Source organism: Janthinobacterium sp. 35, from assembly GCF_002754575.1.
In the GTDB taxonomy this organism is placed as follows: domain Bacteria; phylum Pseudomonadota; class Gammaproteobacteria; order Burkholderiales; family Burkholderiaceae_D; genus Janthinobacterium; species Janthinobacterium tructae.
The window spans coordinates 3,396,729-3,416,030 of sequence record NZ_PEFN01000001.1; the positions used below are offsets into that span (position 1 = coordinate 3,396,729).

Sequence of the window (19,302 nt, forward strand, 5' to 3'; positions counted from 1 at the left end):
TTGCGTTTGAATTCATGGGGCCGATTATGACAGCCCGGTTGCTTGTGCGGATCTGCGCTGCTGCAGATAAAGATGACGCACGGTGAAATACAGGACGGACAGCGCCAGTACGGCGCTCAGCTTGACGATGGCCTGGTCTGGCGGGCCACCGAGCTGACTGGCGAGCAAGAAGGTGGCGGCTGCGGGCGTGATGGCAATTGGCCAGGCTGCGCGCCAGTTCAGCTCGAAAGGAGCAAACAGCATGCCGATGCAGGACCAGACAAACAGCACGGCACCTAGCACATGCGCTGGCGCTGCATGCAGATGTATGGCCAGGAACGCGATGGTGCAACCGATCATCCAGACAGCGCGCAGGCGCGGCAGGAGATGCGCTGGTCCGCCGCTATCTACATACAGTCCCGTCATCGAGCGCAGTGCCAGTACCTGCACGCAGAAAAGCAGCATGATGCCGTCGCTCAGTGCCAGGCCGGTATCGGTCCTGTCCAGCGTGAAAACCATGGTTGCCGTAAAGGCGATCAGGATGCAAGCCAGCAGGCGTCCGCGCAGCAGTGCGTAGTTGGCTTTCGCGGCCAGCAGCGCCGTGATGCACAGTCCTAACGAGGTGGTAATGCGCAGTGGAGCAGCAGGCGCTGGTATGAATAGCAGCAGCGCCAGGCACAGGAACGGCACGATCCAGCCCAATTGCCCCAGGCCGGGGTGCCTGCGCAGCGCTGGCAGGCAGGCGTGCAGTTCCTCTCGCAAGGAGGCCATCCATGCATATGCCGGCGCCGGCTTTTGCCATGCGTTCATGGCCAACAGCAGGAATGCCAGCACCTGAAATCCGATCAGGCTGGCATAGCCGCCCGCGTTGCTCAGTTCCAAGCCTGCTACGCTGATCACGCCCGAAAGCATGAAATGCAGCACGAAACCCAGGCCGCACGAAGCCAGCGCCGTCTGCTTGAAGTAGCGCTTGGAAAAGACCGCCTGTTCCCATTGCTCGAACAGGTCGGCATCGAGTTTATAGGCCAGCATCTCGCCGTGCTGCCAGCGTATCGCCTGCAGCAGTTCGCGCAATTGCAGCGTGAATTTTTGGTCGAACAGCTGGCGCGCGTAGGCGCTTGGCGGCTGTTGCGACATGATGCAGTCCAGGCCGGGGTAGCTGTCCCGGTTGTCGCTGAAATGGGCGAACGAGCGGTCTGCCCGGTAGCGCTGCACGGCGCTGCGCACCAGATCCGCATGGCTGCGCGCCAGGTAGGAAAAGTCGTGGTCCCAGCCTAGCTGCTCGAACAGGGCCTGGCGCAGCGCCAGGTCATAGCCGGCGCCGGCGCAATAGCGCAGCGCGCACAGCTCGAATTCCTCGCGCACGTCGAGATTCAGCATGGCGTCGTCCTGCAGCATGCGGGCCAGCACGTCGCTGGCATTCGCTTGCCGCGTCAGCGCCAGGCAGCCTTGCCAAAGGCTGGCCGCTTCCTGCGCCGGGTCAATGGCAACCACGCCCCACAATTCGGGTGGCGGCATCTGTTCCTGTGCAATGACGCCCCACAGTTCTGCGGGCAGCTTCTGCGCTTCCTGCGCGGCGTCGTCGATGACACCCCACAGGTCGGCCGGTTCCATGGGCGGCGCTGCCATCGCTGCCGCTTCGGCCTCGGCCGCTTGCGCTTCCGGCCGCTCCTCGGCAAACAGGTGCGCATGGCGCAGCGCGTATTCATACGCTTCGCGCAGCTCCTGGAAGGCGGCAGGATCGTCTTCGGGACGCGTCACCTTCAGGCGCTTCGCATACGCGCGCTTGAGGGCGCGCTCGTCACCCGTCGGCTCCGTGCCCAGGATGGCCCACAGGCTGCGCTGTCCGTTGTGCATGCCGCCGTCCATTTACAGGAAGCTCTCGCTCTCGACCTGGCGCAACACTTCGTCGAGCGCCTGGCGCGCCTTGCGGATGGTGTTCGGGTCCTGCGTTTCCAGCGCGGCCTGGAAGTTCGCCGTGTGCGCCGCCAGGTACTGGCGCACGTCGCCCAGCGACTGTTCGTACAGACGGTCGGCGCGCGTGACCAGGGTGCGGTTTTCCATCTGCTCGCGCGGGTGGATCTTCAGGTCGGCCAGTTCCGCAAAGCGCTGCTCGATCTGTTCCGGCGTCATCACGCCCGCGTTGTCGCTGATGATCATCTTGTGGCGTTCCTGCGTGGCCAGCACCGTCACTTCCGCTTCCAGCACGCCGCTGACATCGTAGGTGAAGCGCACGTCGATGCCGATCTCGCCCGCTTTTTTGGCGGGGATCGGGAAGCTGATCTTGCCGAGGAAAACGTTGTCGGCTACCAGGCGCGACTCGCCCTGGAAGATCGCCACGTTGATTTCCTTCTGGTTGTCGTGGATGGTGGTGATGTTTTCCGTGCGCGAGACGGGCACCACGGAGTTGCGCTCGATGATGGGCAGGTAATGCCCGCCTTCATACTGGTTTGCGCCGACCTGGCGCGAAATCGAAATACCCAGCGAATACGGTGCCACGTCCGTCATGACCACTTCGTCGAGGGCCGCATCGCGCATCTTCAGGCCCGCCTGCACGGCGGCGCCCAGCGCCACGGCTTCGTCCGGGTCCAGGTGGATGGCGGGGAAGCGGCCGAACATGCGCGAGACCAGTTTGCGCACCAGCGGCATGCGCGTGGCGCCGCCGGCCAGTACCACTTCATTCAATTCCGCAGCGCGGATGGTGGCGTCGCGCAGCGCCCGTTCCACGGGCAGGCGCAGGCGCGCCAGCAGCGGTTCGCACAACTGCGCCAGTCTGTCTTCGCTGATCTCCCAGCTGTATTCCTTGTCCTGGTAGCGCGTGGCCATGCGCACCGATGGCTGCTCCGACAGCAGGCGCTTGACGCGTTCGGCTTCATCGCGCAGCAACTGCTGCTGGCGCGGATCGAACAAACGGCTGCCGGCCGCGTCGCGCAAGCCGCTGCCTTCCAGGAAGGCGTCGACCAGCACCGTGACGAAGTCTTCGCCGCCCAAAAAATTGTCGCCGGCCGAGGCGCGCACTTCCATCACGCCTTCGAACAGCTCCAGGATCGACACGTCGAACGTGCCGCCGCCCAGGTCGAAGACGAGAAATTTGCTTTCCTGATCCTTGTCGCGGATGCCGTAGGCCAGCGCGGCGGCCGTTGGCTCGTTCAGCAGGCGCTCCACGCGCAAGCCCGCCAGCTGGCCGGCGATGCGCGTGGCCTTGCGCTGCGCATCGCTGAAATACGCGGGCACGGTGATGATGGCTTCCTCGACCTTGTGGCCCAAAAAGGCTTCGGCATCTTCCTTCAGCGCGCGCAGCACCATCGACGACAGCTCTTCCGGACGGAATTGCTGCGTGCCGAGGGTGATCTTCTTTTCGCTGCCCATGTAGCGCTTGAAAACGGCCGCCGTCAGTTGCGGGTGCGTCTGCAGGCGCTCGCGCGCGGCGCGGCCCACCAGCACGCTGCCGTCGTCGTCGATGCTGACGCACGACGGCGTCAGGTGCTCTCCCAGTGCATTCGGGATGATGGCAGCCTTGCCGTCGCGCCAGATGGCGACCAGGCTGTTGGTGGTGCCCAGGTCGATGCCGATGATCATCAGATATCCGCCTCCGCCTCATTGCCGTGTTCTTCGATCCAGGCGCGCCGTCCTGCCGCTTCGCCCTTGCCCATCAACATATTGAAGCGCGCGGCGGAAGTCATGTGGTCGATTTCGCCCAGAGTCACGGGCAGCAAACGGCGCGTGTCCGGGTTCATCGTGGTTTCCCACAGCTGCTCGGCGTTCATCTCGCCCAGGCCCTTGAAGCGCGAGATCGACCAGGCGCCCTGTTTCACGCCTTCCTTGCGCAGCTTGTCCTCGATGGCGACCAGTTCGCCGTCGTCGAGCGCATAGATTTTCTGCATCGGCTTCTTGCCGCGCGCCGGCGCGTCGACGCGGTACAGGGGCGGTCGGGCGATGCAGATGTGGCCCTTGTTGATCAGGGCCGGGAAGTGCTTGAAGAACAGGGTCAGCAGCAGTACCTGGATGTGCGAGCCGTCCACGTCCGCATCCGAGAGGATGCAGATCTTGCCGTAGCGCAGGCCGGACAGGTCGGGCGAGTCGCCCACGCCGTGCGGATCGACGCCGATGGCCACCGCGATGTCGTGGATCTCGTTATTCGCAAACAGGCGGTCGCGGTCCGTCTCCCACGAGTTCAGGACCTTGCCGCGCAGGGGCAAAATCGCCTGGAATTCCTTGTCGCGGCCCATCTTGGCCGAACCGCCCGCCGAATCGCCCTCGACTAGGAACAGTTCATTGCGCGTGATGTCCGACGATTCGCAGTCGGTCAGCTTGCCCGGCAGGACGGCCACGCCCGAGGATTTTTTCTTTTCCACTTTTTGCAGCGAGCGCTGACGCGACTGCGCCTGCTTGATCACCAGGTCGGCCAGCTTCTTGCCGTAGTCGACGTGCTGGTTCAGCCACAGTTCCAGCGGCGGCTTGGTGAAGGTCGAGACCAGGCGCACGGCGTCGCGCGAGTTCAGGCGTTCCTTGATCTGGCCCTGGAATTGCGGGTCCAGCACCTTGGCCGACAGCACGAAAGAGGCGCGCGCAAACACGTCTTCGGGCAGCAATTTGACGCCTTTCGGCAGCAGCGAGTGCATTTCGACGAAGTTTTTCACGGCGCCGAACAGGCCGTCGCGCAAGCCCGATTCGTGCGTGCCGCCATTCGAGGTGGGAATCAGGTTGACATACGATTCGCGCACGATGGCGCCTTCTTCCGTCCACGCCACCACCCAGGCCGCGCCTTCGCCTTCGGCAAAACCTTCCGAATCCGGGCCCGCGTACTGCGCGCCTTCGAACAGGGGAATCAGGGTTTCGCCATTCGATACCTGCGCCAGCGATTCGGTCAGGTAGCCGCGCAAGCCTTCCGCGTACTGCCAGGTTTGCGTATCGCCCGTCTTGGCGTTGGTCAAGGTGACGATCACGCCGGGCAGCAGCACGGCTTTCGAGCGCAGCAGGCGCTGCAGTTCGGTTTGCGAGATGTTCGGCGAATCAAAATACTTCACATCGGGCCAGGCGGTGACGCGCGTGCCCGACTTCTTGCCGTCGCGCGGGGCGGGGCGGGAACTCAGGGGCTCGATCACGTCGCCATTCGCAAACACCATGTGATGCAAGCCATTGCCGTCGCTTTCCTTGCGCCAGACGGTGATTTCCAGGCGCGTCGACAGCGCATTGGTGACGGACACGCCGACGCCGTGCAAGCCGCCCGAGAACGCGTAGGCGCCGCCCGAACCCTTGTCGAACTTGCCGCCCGCGTGCAGCCGTGTAAACACGATTTCCACCGTCGGCACGCCTTCTTCAGGGTGGATACCGACGGGAATACCGCGGCCATTGTCTTCGACGGTGATGCTGCCATCCGTATTTTGCGTGACGGCGATATGCGTGCAATGACCGCCCAGCGCCTCGTCGGAGGCATTGTCGATCACTTCCTGAATGATGTGCAGCGGATTTTCAGTGCGGGTGTACATCCCCGGGCGCTGCTTGACGGGTTCCAGTCCTTTCAGGACACGGATGGATGATTCGCTGTAGTCGGATGCTGGTTTTTTAGTGGCCATACGTGTTCAAGCTAAGTAAAGACAGTGGTTGGAACGCCAGGCCGGGGCACTGCAGGGCGCAGTGACAACGGCGGCGATAACTGTATGAATATACAGTATATTCCGTCCAGCGTCACTGGCAGAGGGCAGCGCGGCAGGCTTGGCGTCCTTGTGCGGACGCTCGCGCATTCTATCTTGTCCAGCGAGCAATAGCGCTACTCCAGAGCAACAACAGTGCACCGTGCGCGTGGTTTGGCGCCCATTGTGAAGGATTTTATGCGGCAAAGCCGCCGTTTTTACATCTTGTTTACAAGCACCTCTCCAGTCTTTACGAAATTTTTAGACCCTTTTGGCTAATCTGCTCACTATCAAAACAAACCTGAATGAGGGTGGGAATGGATATCGTGTATCTCGGCTTGATTGCCGTTTTTTTCGTCGTGGTGGCCGGCTTTGCCGTCGCCTGCGACAAACTAGGGAGCGTCAAATGAACGCGTTTTATGTGCTGGGCGCCGTGGTCTCGGCTGGCCTGCTCGTGTACCTGCTGGTGGCGCTGCTGAAAGCGGAGGAACTGTGATGACGACGCAATCGATATTGCTGCTGGTGGCCTTCCTGGCCGTACTGCTGGCCGCCGGCTATCCGCTGGGCCTGTACATGTCCAAGGTGGCCGGCGATGGCCCCGTGCGCGGCCTGGGCTGGCTGCAAAAGCTGGAAAACCTGCTGTACCGCTGGTCCGGCCTGCCCGCCGACAAGGCCATGGGCTGGAAAAGCTATGCCATCGCCCTGATCGTATTCAACGCGCTCGGCGCCGTCTTCGTGTACGGCCTGCAGCGCCTGCAAGGCGTCTTGCCTTTGAATCCACAGGGCATGGGCGCCGTCAGCCCTGATTCTTCGTTCAATACCACCGTCAGCTTTGTCACCAATACCAACTGGCAGGGCTACGGCGGCGAACAGACCATGAGTTACCTGACCCAGATGCTGGGCATGACGTGCCAGAACTTCTTTTCGGCGGCCACCGGCATTACCGTGATCTTCGCGCTGGTGCGCGGCTTCGCCTCGCGCTCGGGCAAATCGATCGGCAATTTCTGGGTCGACCTGGTGCGCTCCACGCTGTACATCCTGCTGCCGCTGTCGCTGGCCCTGTCCGTCGCTTTCATGGGCGAAGGCATGATCCAGAATTTTTCCGCCTACAAGGAAGTGACCCTGCTCGACCACGTGGCGTATGAAACGCCGAAAGTGACGGCCGACGGCCAGCCCGTGCTCGATACGGCCGGTAAGCCCGTAATGGAAGCGCAAGTGGCAACCACGCAGACGATCGCCATGGGCCCCGTCGCTTCGCAGGAATCGATCAAGCTGCTGGGCACGAATGGCGGCGGTTTCTTCAATGCCAATTCCTCGCATCCGTACGAAAACCCGACCGTGCTGTCGAACTTCCTGCAGATGCTGGCTATTTTCATCATTCCCGCCGGCCTGTGCTTCACCTTTGGCCGCATGGTGGGCGACCTGCGCCAGGGCTGGGCAGTGCTGGCCGCGATGACCATGATCTTCGTCGTCATGACGGTCGGCGTGATGAGCGCCGAGCAGCAAGCCAATCCCGCCTTGCAAGCCTTGGGCGTGGACCAGCAGGCCAGCAGCCTGCAATCGGGCGGCAATATGGAAGGCAAGGAAACGCGCTTCGGCATCAGCTCCTCGACCCTGTTCGCGGCGGTGACGACGGGGGCATCGTGCGGTGCAGTCAATTCCATGCACGACTCCTACATGCCCCTGGGCGGCATGGTGCCGCTGCTGCTGATGCAATTCGGCGAAGTGATTTTCGGCGGCGTGGGCACGGGCCTGTACGGCATGCTGATGTTTGCCATCCTGGCTGTCTTCATCGCCGGCCTGATGATAGGCCGCACGCCTGAATACCTGGGCAAGAAAATTCAGGCCTATGAAATGAAGATGGTGTCGCTGGCCATCCTGGTCACGCCAGCCCTGGTATTGACGGGTACGGCGATCGCCGTAATGGTCGAACCAGGCAAGATCGGCGTCGCCAATCCGGGCGCACACGGTTTCTCGGAGATCCTGTACGCCTTCACGTCGGCGGCCAACAACAACGGCAGCGCGTTTGCCGGCCTGTCCGCCAACACGCCGTTCTACAACGTGATGCTGGCGATCGCCATGTGGTTCGGCCGCTTCGGCGTGATTGTGCCCGTGCTGGCAGTGGCCGGTTCGCTGGCGGCCAAGCAGCGCCTGTCGGCCAATGCCGGCACCATGCCCACGCACGGCCCCATGTTCATCGGCCTGCTGATCGGCGTGGTGGTGCTGGTCGGTGTGCTCAATTACGTTCCCGCGCTGGCCCTGGGCCCGATCGTCGAACACCTGCAACTTTTTACAAAATAAGAGGCTACCATGTCACGCACAAGCCTGACCTTGTTCGATTCCGCATTGATTGGCCCTGCCATCGTCGATGCGTTCAAAAAGCTTGACCCCCGCACGCAGTGGCGCAGCCCCGTGATGTTCGTCGTGTATGTCGGCAGCATCATCACGACCCTGCTGGCCATCCAGGCCCTGAATGGCCAGGGTGAAGCGCCGTTCGGCTTCATTGCCGCCGTCGCCGTGTGGCTGTGGTTTACCGTGCTGTTTGCGAACTTCGCCGAAGCGCTGGCCGAAGGCCGCAGCAAGGCCCAGGCGGCCTCGCTGCGCGCCCTGAAGCAGACGGTGATGGCAAAGAAAATGCAAACGCCGAAATACGGCACCTCCTGGCTGCCTACGCCGGCGACCGACCTGCGCAAGGGCATGACGGTGCTGGTCGAGGCGGGTGACGTGATTCCCGCCGACGGCGAAGTGACGGCCGGCGTGGCCTCCGTCGACGAGAGCGCCATCACGGGCGAATCGGCGCCCGTCATCCGCGAATCGGGCGGCGACTTTTCGGCCGTGACGGGCGGCACCCGCGTGCTGTCGGACTGGCTGCTGGTGCGCGTTTCCGTCAATCCCGGCGAAGCCTTCATCGACCGCATGATCGCCATGGTTGAGGGCGCCAAGCGCCAGAAGACGCCGAATGAAATCGCCCTGACGATTTTATTGGTGGCCCTGTCGATCGTGTTCCTGATCGTCACCGTGACCTTGCTGCCGTATTCGCTGTTTTCCGTGGCGGCGGCCGGCACTGGCACGCCCGTCACCATCACCGTGCTGATCGCACTGCTGGTGTGTTTGATTCCGACCACCATCGGCGGTTTGTTGTCCGCCATCGGCGTGGCCGGCATGAGCCGCATGATGCGGGCTAATGTGATCGCCACCTCGGGCCGCGCCGTGGAAGCGGCCGGCGACGTGGACGTGCTGCTGCTCGATAAAACGGGCACCATCACCCTGGGCAATCGCCAGGCCTCGACCTTTGTGCCGGCCCCCGGCGTGACGGAGCAGCAGCTGGCCGACGCGGCGCAACTGGCCTCGCTGGCCGATGAAACGCCGGAAGGTCGCAGCATCGTCGTGCTAGCCAAGCAGAAGTTCAACATCCGCGAACGCGAGATGGCCAGCCTGCACGCTACCTTCGTGCCCTTCACGGCGCAAACGCGCATGAGCGGCGTGGATATTCCGGGCGAGCAGCAGTTGCGCCAGTTGCGCAAGGGCGCGGCCGATTCCATGAAAAAGTACGTGGAAGCGCTGGGCCAGCCGTATCCGCTCGAGGTGTCGCGCGCCGTCGACGATATCGCGCGCCGTGGCAGCACGCCGCTGGTAGTGGTCGACGACGGCCGCGTCATGGGGGTCGTGGAACTGAAGGATATCGTCAAGGGCGGCATCAAGGAGCGTTTTGCGGAACTGCGCCGCATGGGCATCAAGACCGTCATGATCACGGGCGACAACAAGCTGACGGCGGCGGCGATTGCCGCCGAGGCGGGCGTGGATGATTTTCTTGCCGAAGCGACGCCGGAAGACAAGCTCAAGCTGATTCGCAGCTACCAGTCCGAAGGCCGCCTGGTGGCGATGACGGGCGACGGCACCAACGATGCCCCGGCGCTGGCGCAGGCCGACGTGGCCGTGGCCATGAACTCGGGCACGCAGGCGGCAAAAGAGGCGGGCAATATGGTCGACCTCGATTCGAATCCGACCAAGCTGCTGGAAATCGTTGAAATCGGAAAGCAGATGCTGATGACGCGCGGTTCGCTGACGACGTTCTCGATTTCGAACGATATCGCCAAGTACTTCGCCATCATCCCGGCGGCGTTCGTGGGTACCTATCCGCAGTTGAAGGCGCTCGACATCATGCACTTGTCCAGTCCGGCGTCGGCCATCATGTCGGCCGTGATCTTCAATGCCTTGATCATCGTCGTGCTGATTCCCCTGGCGCTGAAAGGCGTGCAATACCGGGCCATCGGCGCGGCCAGCCTGTTGCGCCGCAATCTGCTGATCTACGGCCTGGGCGGCATCATCCTGCCCTTCATCGGGATCAAGCTGATCGACATGCTGCTGTCCGCACTCAATTTAGTCTAAAGGAACCATCATGAGCACTATCGTACGTCCCGCCCTGGTCCTGTTTGCCGCGCTGACCGTGATCTGCGGCGTGGTCTATCCGTTTGCCACGGCCGGCATCGGGCAGCTGGCTTTCAACGATGAAGTCAACGGCAGCATCGTCGAGCGTGGTGGCAAGCCCATCGGCTCGATGCTGATCGGCCAGTCCTTCACCTCGCCCAAGTATTTCTGGGGCCGGCCATCGGCCACCGCGCCGATGGCCAATAACGGCGCCGGTTCGAGCGGCTCGAACCAGGGACCGAGCAATCCGGCGCTGGTGGACGCCGTCAAGGCGCGCATCGCCGCCCTGAAGGAAGCTGACCCCGGCAATACGCGCGCCATTCCCGTCGACCTGGTGACGGCGTCGAGCAGTGGCCTGGATCCGGAAATCAGCCTGGCGGCAGCCTTGTACCAGGCGCCGCGCGTGGCCCGCGTGCGCGCCGTGCCGCTGGCGCAGGTGGAAAACGCCATCGCCAAGGTGCAGAAAACCGCGTATATCGGCTTTTTCGGCGAACCACGCGTGAATGTGCTGGAACTGAATCTGGCGCTTGATGCCATGGCAAAGTAAGCTGGCAACGGTGCGTAGGTCGGCGTAGGTCGGCTTAGCGCAGCGTAAGCCGACACCACCACCAGCCAGGCCAACAATGTTGTCGGATTACGCGCGCCCTTCGGACGCGCTAATCCGACCTACAATGCCCAAGAAGATTAAAATACAACATGCTCCCCAACGACAGCCAACGCCCCGACCCTGATGCCCTGCTGGCGCAAGTGCAGGCGCAGGAAAAGAAAGCCGCGCGCGGCCGGCTGCGCATTTATTTCGGCGCCTCGGCCGGCGTCGGCAAGACCTATGCGATGCTGGCCGCCGCCCGCAAACTGCTGGCCGATGGCCAGGACTTGCTGGTGGGCGTGGTGGAGACGCATGGGCGCCTGGATACGGCGGCCCAGCTTGACGGCTTGCCTGTGCTTCCCCTGAAGGCCATCGAGTACCGGGGCAAGACCTTGTTCGAGTTCGACCTGGACGAGGCCCTGCGGCGCGCGCCGTCGCTGATACTGATGGATGAACTGGCCCATTCGAACGTGGCCGGATCGCGCCATCCGAAGCGCTGGCAGGACGTTGAGGAATTGCTGGCGGCCGGCATCGACGTGCTGTCGACCGTGAATGTGCAGCACCTGGAAAGCCTCAATGATGTGGTGGGGGGGATTACCGGCGTGCGCGTGGCAGAAACCCTGCCCGACACGGTGTTCGACCGCGCCGATGAAGTGGTGCTGGTCGATATCCCCGCCGACGAACTGCTGCGCCGCCTGAAGCAGGGCAAGGTATACCAGCCGCAGCAGGCCGAGCGGGCATCGCAGCATTTTTTCCGCAAGGGTAACCTGATCGCCTTGCGCGAACTGGCCTTGCGCCGCACGGCGGACCGGGTGCAGGACGACGTGCAGGCATACCGCGTCGAGAAATCCATCAATCCCGTGTGGAAGACGGGCGCTGCGCTGCTGGCCTGCGTGGGACCGCACGCGGGGGGCGAACACGTGATCCGCAGCACGGCGCGCCTGGCCAGCCAGCTGAATGCGGAATGGCACGCACTGTACGTGGAAACGCCACGCCTGCAGCGCCTGCCGGCAGGCGAGCGCGAACGCATCCTGAAAACGCTGAAACTGGCGCAGGACCTGGGCGCGCGCACGGCCATTGTGCCGTCCGCCGACATCGCCGGCGCCGTGGTCGAGTATGCGCGCAATGCGAATATCTCGAAAGTCATCGTGGGCCGTCGCCGCGCTGGCGAATTGGCTGGCGCATTGGCGCGCCTGTGGCATGCGCCGCCGGCCGTGCGCATGGCCAGCCTGGCGCCCGATATCGATTTGATCGAGGTCGGCTTGCCGCCTGCCGATGCGGCGCTGCGGCGCGCGGCGGGCGACGATGCGCCGGCGCCGCGCAGGCCATCGCGCCATTTGCGCTACCTGCTGGCCGCCGGTACCAGCCTGGGTACGGCCCTCGCCTCGGTGCCCCTGCAACCCTACCTGGACCTGGCCAATATCGCCATGCTGTCGTTGTTGACGGTGGTGCTGGTGGCCGTGCGGCTGGGGCGCGGACCGGCGGCGCTGGCCAGCCTGCTGGGCGTGGCCAGCTTCGATTTCATCTTCGTGCCGCCGCGTTTTTCGTTTGCCGTGGGTGATTTTCAGTACGTAATCACCTTTGGCGTGATGCTGGCCGTGGGCCTGATCACGGGCCACCTGACGGCCGGCCTGCGCTTCCAGGCGCGCGTGGCATCGCACCGTGAAGCGCGTGCCCGCGCCCTGTACGAGTTTTCGCGTGAATTGTCCGGGGTGCTGCAGACGGAGCAGATTTTCGATATCACGAAAAGCGCCATCGAGCGGGCTTTCCGCGCGCGTGCCACCTTGCTTTTACCTGATGACGAGGGCAGCTTGCAGACGCCGAACGGCGGCGAGCCGCTGGACATGGGCATTGCGCAGTGGGCCTTCGACCATGCGCAGGCGGCGGGGACGGGCACGGATACCTTGCCGGCTTCGCCCATTTTCTACCTGCCGCTGATTGCGCCGATGCGCACGCGGGGCGTGCTGGCGCTGTTGCCGCTGGAGGCTGCCCAGCACGGGCGCTGGCTGCTGGTGCCGGAACAGCGCCAGCACCTCGATACCTTTGCCGCCCTGGCGGCCATCGCCCTCGAACGCGTGCACTACATCGACGTGGCCCAGGGCGCGCTGCTGCAGATGGAGTCCGAGCGGCTGCGCAATTCGCTGCTGGCGGCCCTGTCGCACGATTTGCGCACGCCATTGACGTCACTGGTGGGCCTGGCCGAATCGCTGGCGCTGTCCAGGCCTGCGTTGTCACCCGCGCAGCTGGACATGGCGCGCTCGCTGCAGTCCGAAACCGTGCGCATGAGCGCCCTGGTGGCGAACTTGCTGGACATGGCGCGCATCGAAAGCGGGCAGGTGCGCCTGAACCTGCAATGGCAGGCGCTGGAAGAAGTGGTGGGCAGCGCGCTGCGCGCCAGCGGCCCGCAATTGCTGCAGCATGCCGTGCAGACGCAGCTGGCGCCGGATTTGCCGCTGGTGCGCTACGACGCCGTGCTGATCGAACGCGTGCTGTGTAACCTGCTGGAAAACGCGGCCAAGTACACGCCGCCCGGCAGCACCATCACGGTCGCGGCCGGGGTGCACGGCCAGTTCCTGCAGGTGAGGGTGTTTGACGATGGCCCGGGCCTGCCGCCCGGCCGCGAAGAGGCCATCTTTGAAAAATTCACGCGCGGCGAACGCGAATCGAACAAGCCGGGCGTCGGACTGGGGCTGGCCATTTGCCGCGCCATCGTCGAAGCCCACGGCGGCACCATCCACGCGCAGCCGCACACGCCGGGACAGGGCGCTGCCATCGTCTTCAGCCTGCCGCTGGGCACGCCGCCTGCGCCGCCAGAGATCGAACTCGATGACGCCAACGATTATGAAACAGGAAAACCATCATGAACGAACCTTCCGCCACCGCCTTGCTGGTCGAGGATGAACCGCAAATCCGCCGCTTCGTGCGCGCCGCGCTGGAAGACGAGGGCTGGCAGATTTTCGAGTCCGCCACCATGCAGCGGGGCCTGATCGATGCCGGCACGCGCCGGCCCGACCTGATCGTGCTGGACCTGGGCCTGCCTGACGGCGACGGCATCGACTTCATCGCCGACATCCGCAAATGGTCGGCCGTGCCCATCATCGTGCTGTCGGCGCGGGTCGACGAAGAGGACAAGATACGCGCGCTGGACGCGGGCGCCGACGATTACCTGACCAAGCCGTTTGGCGTGGGCGAGCTGCTGGCCCGCGTACGGGCCACCCTGCGCCGCCAGCGCCAGCCCGCCGCCAGCGACGATGGCGTGGTGCAGTTCGGCGACGTGCGGGTCGACCTGAAAGACCGCCTGGTGACGCGCAACAAGCAACTGGTGCACATGACGCCGACGGAATTTCGCTTGCTCTCGGTGCTGGTGAAGAACGCCGGCAGGGTGGTCACCAATCCGCAGCTGCTGCGCGAAGTGTGGGGGCCGTCGAATAGCGAAAACGGCCATTACCTGCGCATCTACATGGGGCATCTGCGCCAGAAGCTGGAAGCCGATCCGGCCCAGCCGCAGTATCTGCTGACGGAGACGGCCGTCGGCTACCGGCTGCTGCTGCCGCTCTAACACCTGTGAATCCCCTGTTTGAAAACGGGCGCCGCGCGCGCCGGGGGGACGCTTTACTTTAAATTTTTGCAGCGAATTTTTGCAGCGGCGGGCCAGCTGCGCCATGTTGGCAAAGGCCCATACCACCCATGAAGAAGAAGAAACCATGAATAAAATGATACTTGCACTTGCCGTCGCCACCGCCTTTACGGGCAGCCTGGCCCACGCGGAAGAGGCCAAGCCCGACAACGAAGTCAGCTTCAACGTGGCCGGCGTGTCCGACTACCGTTATCGCGGCATTTCGCAGACGCGCTTGAAACCTGCGCTGCAGGGCGGCGTCGACTACGTCAACAATCCGACCGGCCTGTATGCGGGCGCCTGGGCTTCCACCATCAAGTGGACCAAGGATGCGGGCGGCAGCGGCGACGTGGAATTGGATCTGTATGCAGGCAAGCGCGGCCAGCTGACCAGCGATATCGGCTACGACGTGGGCGTACTGGCGTATGTGTATGCGGACAACGGCTTGAACCATATCGACGGCCTGGCCAACGCGGACACCCAGGAAGTCTACGGCCAGCTGTCGTACGGACCTGCCTATATCAAGTATTCGCACGCCGTCTCCAATCTGTTCGGCATCGTCAACAGCAAGAACAGCGGCTACCTGGACATCGGCGCGAATATCGATCTGACGAACGGCTGGACCGGTAACCTGCACGCGGGCCACCAGAAGGTCAAAAACAATGATGCGGCTAGCTACACGGACTGGAAAGTGGGCGTCACGCGCGATTTCGGTATCGTGACGGGCGCGCTGGCCGTGATCGGCACGAACGCGGGCAAGTCGGCCTATGCCTCGCCAGTGAATGGCAAATTCATGGGCAAGACGGCGCTGCTGCTGACGGTCAGCAAAACGTTTTAATTAACGGAGATGAAAGAAGAGGCGGCGCATGCGCCGCCTTTTTTTGCGTGTCCAGCCAGGCTAGGCAGTCAGATTGAAAACGGCGCAATACAGCTGTCCCAGGCTGACCACGCGGGCGGCCGGAATCTGTGCGGCCAGTGCATGGGCGGGGGCCGCTTGTGTATCCGTTGCCAGCAGGACGCGCAGGTCCGGATTGACGCTGCGCGCGTGCGCGATGCGGCGCGCCAGGCCAGCCTGCGCGTCGCCGTCCACGACGCCGTCGAGCGGCACCACCAGTACGCGCGCGGCGATCAGGGCCGAACGGCTGCCCATGGAGTCGCGGCCTTCGCTGTCGATGACGATGTCGTGGTAGCAGTTCACCAGGTGTTCCAGCTCCGGCTGCAAGCCCTTGGCGCTGATGGCGCGCGCCATCAGGCGCGGCTGCGTCAGGCTACCATGCCTGGCCCCATCTTGCATATTCCTGGCCTGCTCCATGGCGCCCTGGCGCGGATCGGCATCGAGCAGCAATACCTTGCGTCCGGCCAGTGCACGCGAGGCGGCCAGGCGCCCGGCCAGGATGGATTTCTCCATCCCCCCGCGTTCATCCGTGATGGCGATGATCATCTTGGCGCACGGCTGGCATGATGTTGGAAGCGGAGACCAGCTGCAGCAAACAGCCTTCGCGCGGCGCGTCCCTGTCGCTGGCGGTCCATACGGGCAGTTCCATCAGGGGCTCGAGTGCTTCGGCCAGCTTGTGCTGGCCGGCGGACGACATCGGCGTCATCGGCAGGCGCAGCTCGTCGCGCACCTTGCCCTGCATGGCCAGTGCCGCCTTCACGGGGCCAGGATTGGGTTCGGCAAACAGCAGGCGGATGACGGGCAGCATGACCTTGAACAGGGCGCCGGCGGCGCCGTGGCGGCCTTGCCTGACCAGGTGGTACAGCTGCGCATACAGGTCGGGGCGTACCTGGGCGGCGGCCGACATGGCGCCGTGGCCGCCCATGGACAGGCTGGCCAGCAGCAGCGCATCGTCGCCGCACAGCACATCGAGGCGCGTGTCGAGCAGCAGTTCGCCCAGTTGTTGCAGTTTGCCGCCCGCTTCCTTGATGGCGACGAAGTGCGAGTCGCGCGCCAGCAGCGCCGCTGTCTGCGGTTCGAGATTGACGCCCGTGCGTGCCGGCACGTTGTACAGCACGATGGACTGGTCGGTGGCGGCGGCGATGGCCTCGAAGTGGCGCACGATGCCGTCCTGCGAAGGGCGTACATAGGACGGTGCCGAGATCAGCAGGCCGGCCAGCGGATGGTCGTGATAGCGCTGTACCGTGGCGACGACGCTGCGCGTATCGCTGCCGCCGATCCCCATCACGACGGGGAAGCGGGGACCGATGGCTTCGAGCACGCTATCGAGCAGCATGGTGTGTTCCGCGGCGCTCAGCATGGCCGCTTCGCCCGTGGTGCCGCACACCACCAGGCCATCGACGCCGCTGGTGGCCAGCTCGCTGGCCAGCTGCTGGGCGGCGTCGAAGTCGATCTCGCCGTCACGGAATGGCGTGACCATCGGCACCCAGATACCCTGGAAGTGCGCGGTGATGCGCGATGAAGACATCGCCTGCTCGCAGGCATACTGGTTCATAGCGATTTCCCCTGGCTGATGCGGCCAAATTCCGCCGCCGGCAGCAGGCGCATGACGGCATCCATGGTCAGGCGCAGGGCCGGCTCCGTCACGCACAGCCAGACCTTCATGCGTTCGGCGTGGTCGACCGCCTCGACGCGCATGAACGACAGCATGCCGCCGCACGTCCTGACGACCAGCTGGCGCAGCTCGGCCAGGCAGGACTTGTCGACCGTGATATGCATGAGGAAAGTGGGCAGGCGGGGATGGCGGTGGGGCAGTGCTTGATGCGCTTGATGCGTTTGCAGGCGTGAATGGGGTTCCATGGTGGCTTTGCAGCGGTGGTTGAGGTACGTTCAAGATTAGCAGCGGGAGCGTAAAGATTCTCTAAAAAGCGGGGCCGCCAGCGTAAACGGACTGTATGCAGTTTTATTGCCGGCGTGTTGCGTGGATGCGCCGCACATGTGCTTTTGTTACAAAATTGAATCGTGCTTTGGGAGGCAGGGGTTTATATTGAAAGTGTCCCCGCTTTCAGTCAGCCTTGCCATGTCAGACGAAAAAGATCCCCAGCATCCCCCTTCCACCGATCCCGCAGCACCAGCGCCGTCAAGGCCTGACCGCGTGGGCCGCCGGGCGCCCGATGATGAGCACCGCGCGCGCGATGCGGCCCCCCGCTACCTGAAGGATAACGATACGCCGCTGGCGCTGGCCTGGCGCGTGATCTCGTCGCGCTACCGCTCCATGCGCGACAAGGCCAGCCGCGATTTCATGCGGCGCACCCTGCGCATCGGCATCTCGGCGCGCATTTTCCACCCGGAGCCGGGCGCCACTGGCCTGCGCAGCAAGAATCTGCAATACCTGGAAGAGTCGATCGCGCAGTGGGTCATGTCGCGCGATGTGCTGGTGTTCATGATCCCGACCGTCAATACCAGCGGCCAGCTACACCCGAGCAATATCACCTTGCGCCACTATGCGCGCCACCTGGACGGCCTGGTGCTGCAGGGCGGCGCCGACGTCTCGCCGCAGACGTATTCCGAGGCGGCCACGCGGCCGGAATGGAACGGCGACCGGGCGCGCGATCTGTACGAACTGGAACTGCTGCACGAATTCGTCGATGCGGGCAAACCCGTGCTGGGCATATGCCGCGGCTGCCAACTGATCAATGTGGGCTTTGGCGGCACCCTGTACCAGGACATCGCTTCGGACGTGGAAGGTGCGACTTCCCACGTCAACGACCTGTATGACCGTCACCGCCACACCATCGTCTTCCCGAAAGGCTCGTCGCTGGCGGGCATGTTCCCGAAGGCAGGCGAGGCGCTCGTCAATTCCATCCACCACCAGTCGGTCAAGGACCTGGGGCGCGACGTCACCGTGGAAGCGTATTCGCAGGGCGACAATATCGTCGAAGCCATCCGCTACCAGCGGGCGCGCTTCGTCATGGGCTTGCAATGGCACCCGGAATTCCATTCGGCGGGCGGCGTCGAACTGCTCGATTGCACGCCCATCCTCGATAACTTTTTGCGCGCAGCGCGGGAGACGCGGTTTTGAACACGCATCTGATGCGCCGGCGCATTGTGCTGGCCGGCCTGCTGGCGCTGCCCCTGACAGGCTTGCGCGCCGCGCCGCGCCCGCATGAGGGGGCGCTGCCGTTTGCGCTGACGTCCGCCGCGCGCGCCCGCACGCTCAAGGCGCGGGTGGCGCCGGCCATTGCCGAGCAGGTGGTCAAGGCGGCGCGCAAGGATGCGGCGCGGCCCGTGCACCTGATGGCCGAAGTGCGCACGGGCGGCTTGCTGAAGGGAGAAGGCGGACGCGAGACCAGCCAGCAGGCGCAGGAAGACTGGCGCCAGGTGCGCCTGCAGGCGCTGGCCTGGCGGCTGTCGGGAGAGATGGCGCATTTCGAGGCGGCGCGCCAGTTGCTGCTGGCCTGGAGCGGTACTTATCAGCCATCGTTCAGTCCCGTCGACGAGACGGAGCTGGCCAGCCTGCTGATGGGCTTTGACCTGGTACAGGAGCGCTTGAACGGTGTTGAGCGCGAGCAGGTGCAGGCGTTTTGCCGCACCCTGGCGCAAGGGTATCTGAGTGATCCCATCAAGGTGGGCGGCCCGTCCACGGCGCGCAACAACTGGCATAGCCACCGCATCAAGATCGGCACGGCCGCCGCGTATGTCACGGGCGACGCCTTGCTGATCGCGCGCGCGAAGGAGCGCTTCCTGGCGCACGTGCCGCGCAATATCGGTGCCGGCGGCGTGCCCTTCGACTTCGAGCAGCGCGACGCCCTGCATTACACCACCTACAGCCTGGAGCCGCTGCTGACGACAGCGCTGATGGCGCAGGCGCATGGCGACGACTGGTATGGCGCGCCGGAAGCGCGGCGCCTGGCCGAGGCGCTGGCCTGGCTGGCGCCGTATGCGCAGGGCCGAAAGACGCACGAGGAGTTCGCGAAAAGCGCCGTGCCTTTCGACCGCAAGCGCGTGGCGGCCGGTGAAAAGGGTTTTACGGGGAATTGGGAGCCCAGGGGCGCCGCCAATGTGTACCTGCTGGCGGCGCGCTTCGACCCTGCTTACCTGTCGCTGGCGCTGGAACTGCGTCCGCCAGCCTGGGCGCTGGCGCTGTATGGAACTTAGTTAGAAC

General features: G+C 64.2%; 15 protein-coding genes. 9 read left to right on the forward strand and 6 right to left on the reverse strand.

The features are described 5' to 3' along the window. Positions 1–24: 24 nt before the first annotated feature. The 3 genes from CLU93_RS15110 to CLU93_RS15120 are packed head-to-tail and all read right to left on the reverse strand — an operon-like array spanning position 25 to position 5,555. Positions 25–1,836 (reverse strand): J domain-containing protein, encoded by a 1,812-nt coding sequence (locus CLU93_RS15110; RefSeq protein WP_143451749.1) that lies wholly within the window; start codon positions 1,834–1,836, stop codon positions 25–27. 12 nt (positions 1,837–1,848) lie between these two features. Beyond that, the gene (locus CLU93_RS15115; RefSeq protein ID WP_099762110.1) at positions 1,849–3,558 is read right to left on the reverse strand and encodes a molecular chaperone HscC; all 1,710 of its coding nucleotides are present in this window, start codon (positions 3,556–3,558) and stop codon (positions 1,849–1,851) included. Further along, positions 3,558–5,555 carry a DNA topoisomerase IV subunit B gene (locus CLU93_RS15120; protein ID WP_099762111.1) on the reverse strand — a complete coding sequence of 666 codons (1,998 nt, stop codon included), beginning with the start codon at positions 5,553–5,555 and terminating at the stop codon, positions 3,558–3,560. Before CLU93_RS15120 ends, CLU93_RS15115 begins: the two co-directional genes overlap by 1 nt. Positions 5,556–6,018: 463 nt before the next feature. Between CLU93_RS15120 and kdpF the strand changes: the two genes are divergently transcribed. The 7 genes from kdpF (at position 6,019) to CLU93_RS15155 (ending at position 15,080) form a co-directional block, all read left to right on the forward strand. Next, entirely contained in the window at positions 6,019–6,108 is a 90-nt protein-coding gene (gene kdpF / locus CLU93_RS15125) for a K(+)-transporting ATPase subunit F (protein WP_034746483.1), read from the forward strand. Continuing rightward, the gene (gene kdpA, locus CLU93_RS15130; protein WP_099762112.1) at positions 6,108–7,913 is read left to right on the forward strand and encodes a potassium-transporting ATPase subunit KdpA; all 1,806 of its coding nucleotides are present in this window, start codon (positions 6,108–6,110) and stop codon (positions 7,911–7,913) included. Before kdpF ends, kdpA begins: the two co-directional genes overlap by 1 nt. A 9-nt stretch (positions 7,914–7,922) precedes the next feature. After that, entirely contained in the window at positions 7,923–10,001 is a 2,079-nt protein-coding gene (gene kdpB / locus CLU93_RS15135) for a potassium-transporting ATPase subunit KdpB (RefSeq protein ID WP_099762113.1), read from the forward strand. A 10-nt stretch (positions 10,002–10,011) separates the two neighbouring features. Continuing rightward, entirely contained in the window at positions 10,012–10,587 is a 576-nt protein-coding gene (gene kdpC / locus CLU93_RS15140) for a potassium-transporting ATPase subunit KdpC (protein WP_099762114.1), read from the forward strand. Between the two features lie 149 nt (positions 10,588–10,736). Next, complete coding sequence (locus CLU93_RS15145; RefSeq protein WP_099762115.1) at positions 10,737–13,490, forward strand: DUF4118 domain-containing protein; 2,754 nt, start codon at positions 10,737–10,739, stop codon at positions 13,488–13,490. Continuing rightward, the gene (gene kdpE / locus CLU93_RS15150; RefSeq protein ID WP_071075474.1) at positions 13,487–14,185 is read left to right on the forward strand and encodes a two-component system response regulator KdpE; all 699 of its coding nucleotides are present in this window, start codon (positions 13,487–13,489) and stop codon (positions 14,183–14,185) included. The genes CLU93_RS15145 and kdpE overlap by 4 nt, the downstream gene beginning before the upstream one ends. Positions 14,186–14,330: 145 nt before the next feature. Beyond that, complete coding sequence (locus tag CLU93_RS15155; protein WP_099764407.1) at positions 14,331–15,080, forward strand: TorF family putative porin; 750 nt, start codon at positions 14,331–14,333, stop codon at positions 15,078–15,080. Positions 15,081–15,140: 60 nt separating this feature from the next. On the opposite strand, the gene CLU93_RS15160 is transcribed toward CLU93_RS15155, so the two are convergent. From CLU93_RS15160 to CLU93_RS15170, 3 genes are read right to left on the reverse strand one after another with little or no spacing between them, the layout of a single operon-like run. Beyond that, entirely contained in the window at positions 15,141–15,683 is a 543-nt protein-coding gene (locus tag CLU93_RS15160; protein ID WP_099762116.1) for a ParA family protein, read from the reverse strand. Next, a complete protein-coding gene (dapA, locus tag CLU93_RS15165; protein WP_099762117.1) occupies positions 15,661–16,692 on the reverse strand; it encodes a 4-hydroxy-tetrahydrodipicolinate synthase in 1,032 nt (343 codons plus the stop codon). Before dapA ends, CLU93_RS15160 begins: the two co-directional genes overlap by 23 nt. Continuing rightward, complete coding sequence (locus CLU93_RS15170; protein ID WP_243136064.1) at positions 16,689–16,997, reverse strand: hypothetical protein; 309 nt, start codon at positions 16,995–16,997, stop codon at positions 16,689–16,691. The genes dapA and CLU93_RS15170 overlap by 4 nt, the downstream gene beginning before the upstream one ends. A gap of 220 nt (positions 16,998–17,217) precedes the next feature. On the opposite strand from CLU93_RS15170, the gene CLU93_RS15175 reads away from it, so the two are divergent. Together CLU93_RS15175 and CLU93_RS15180 are read left to right on the forward strand one after the other, a co-directional pair. Beyond that, positions 17,218–18,219, forward strand: a complete 1,002-nt coding sequence (locus CLU93_RS15175) for a gamma-glutamyl-gamma-aminobutyrate hydrolase family protein (protein WP_180287859.1) — start codon at positions 17,218–17,220, stop codon at positions 18,217–18,219. Continuing rightward, a complete protein-coding gene (locus tag CLU93_RS15180; RefSeq protein WP_143451750.1) occupies positions 18,216–19,295 on the forward strand; it encodes an alginate lyase family protein in 1,080 nt (359 codons plus the stop codon). Before CLU93_RS15175 ends, CLU93_RS15180 begins: the two co-directional genes overlap by 4 nt. The last annotated feature ends 7 nt before the right edge of the window (positions 19,296–19,302 follow it).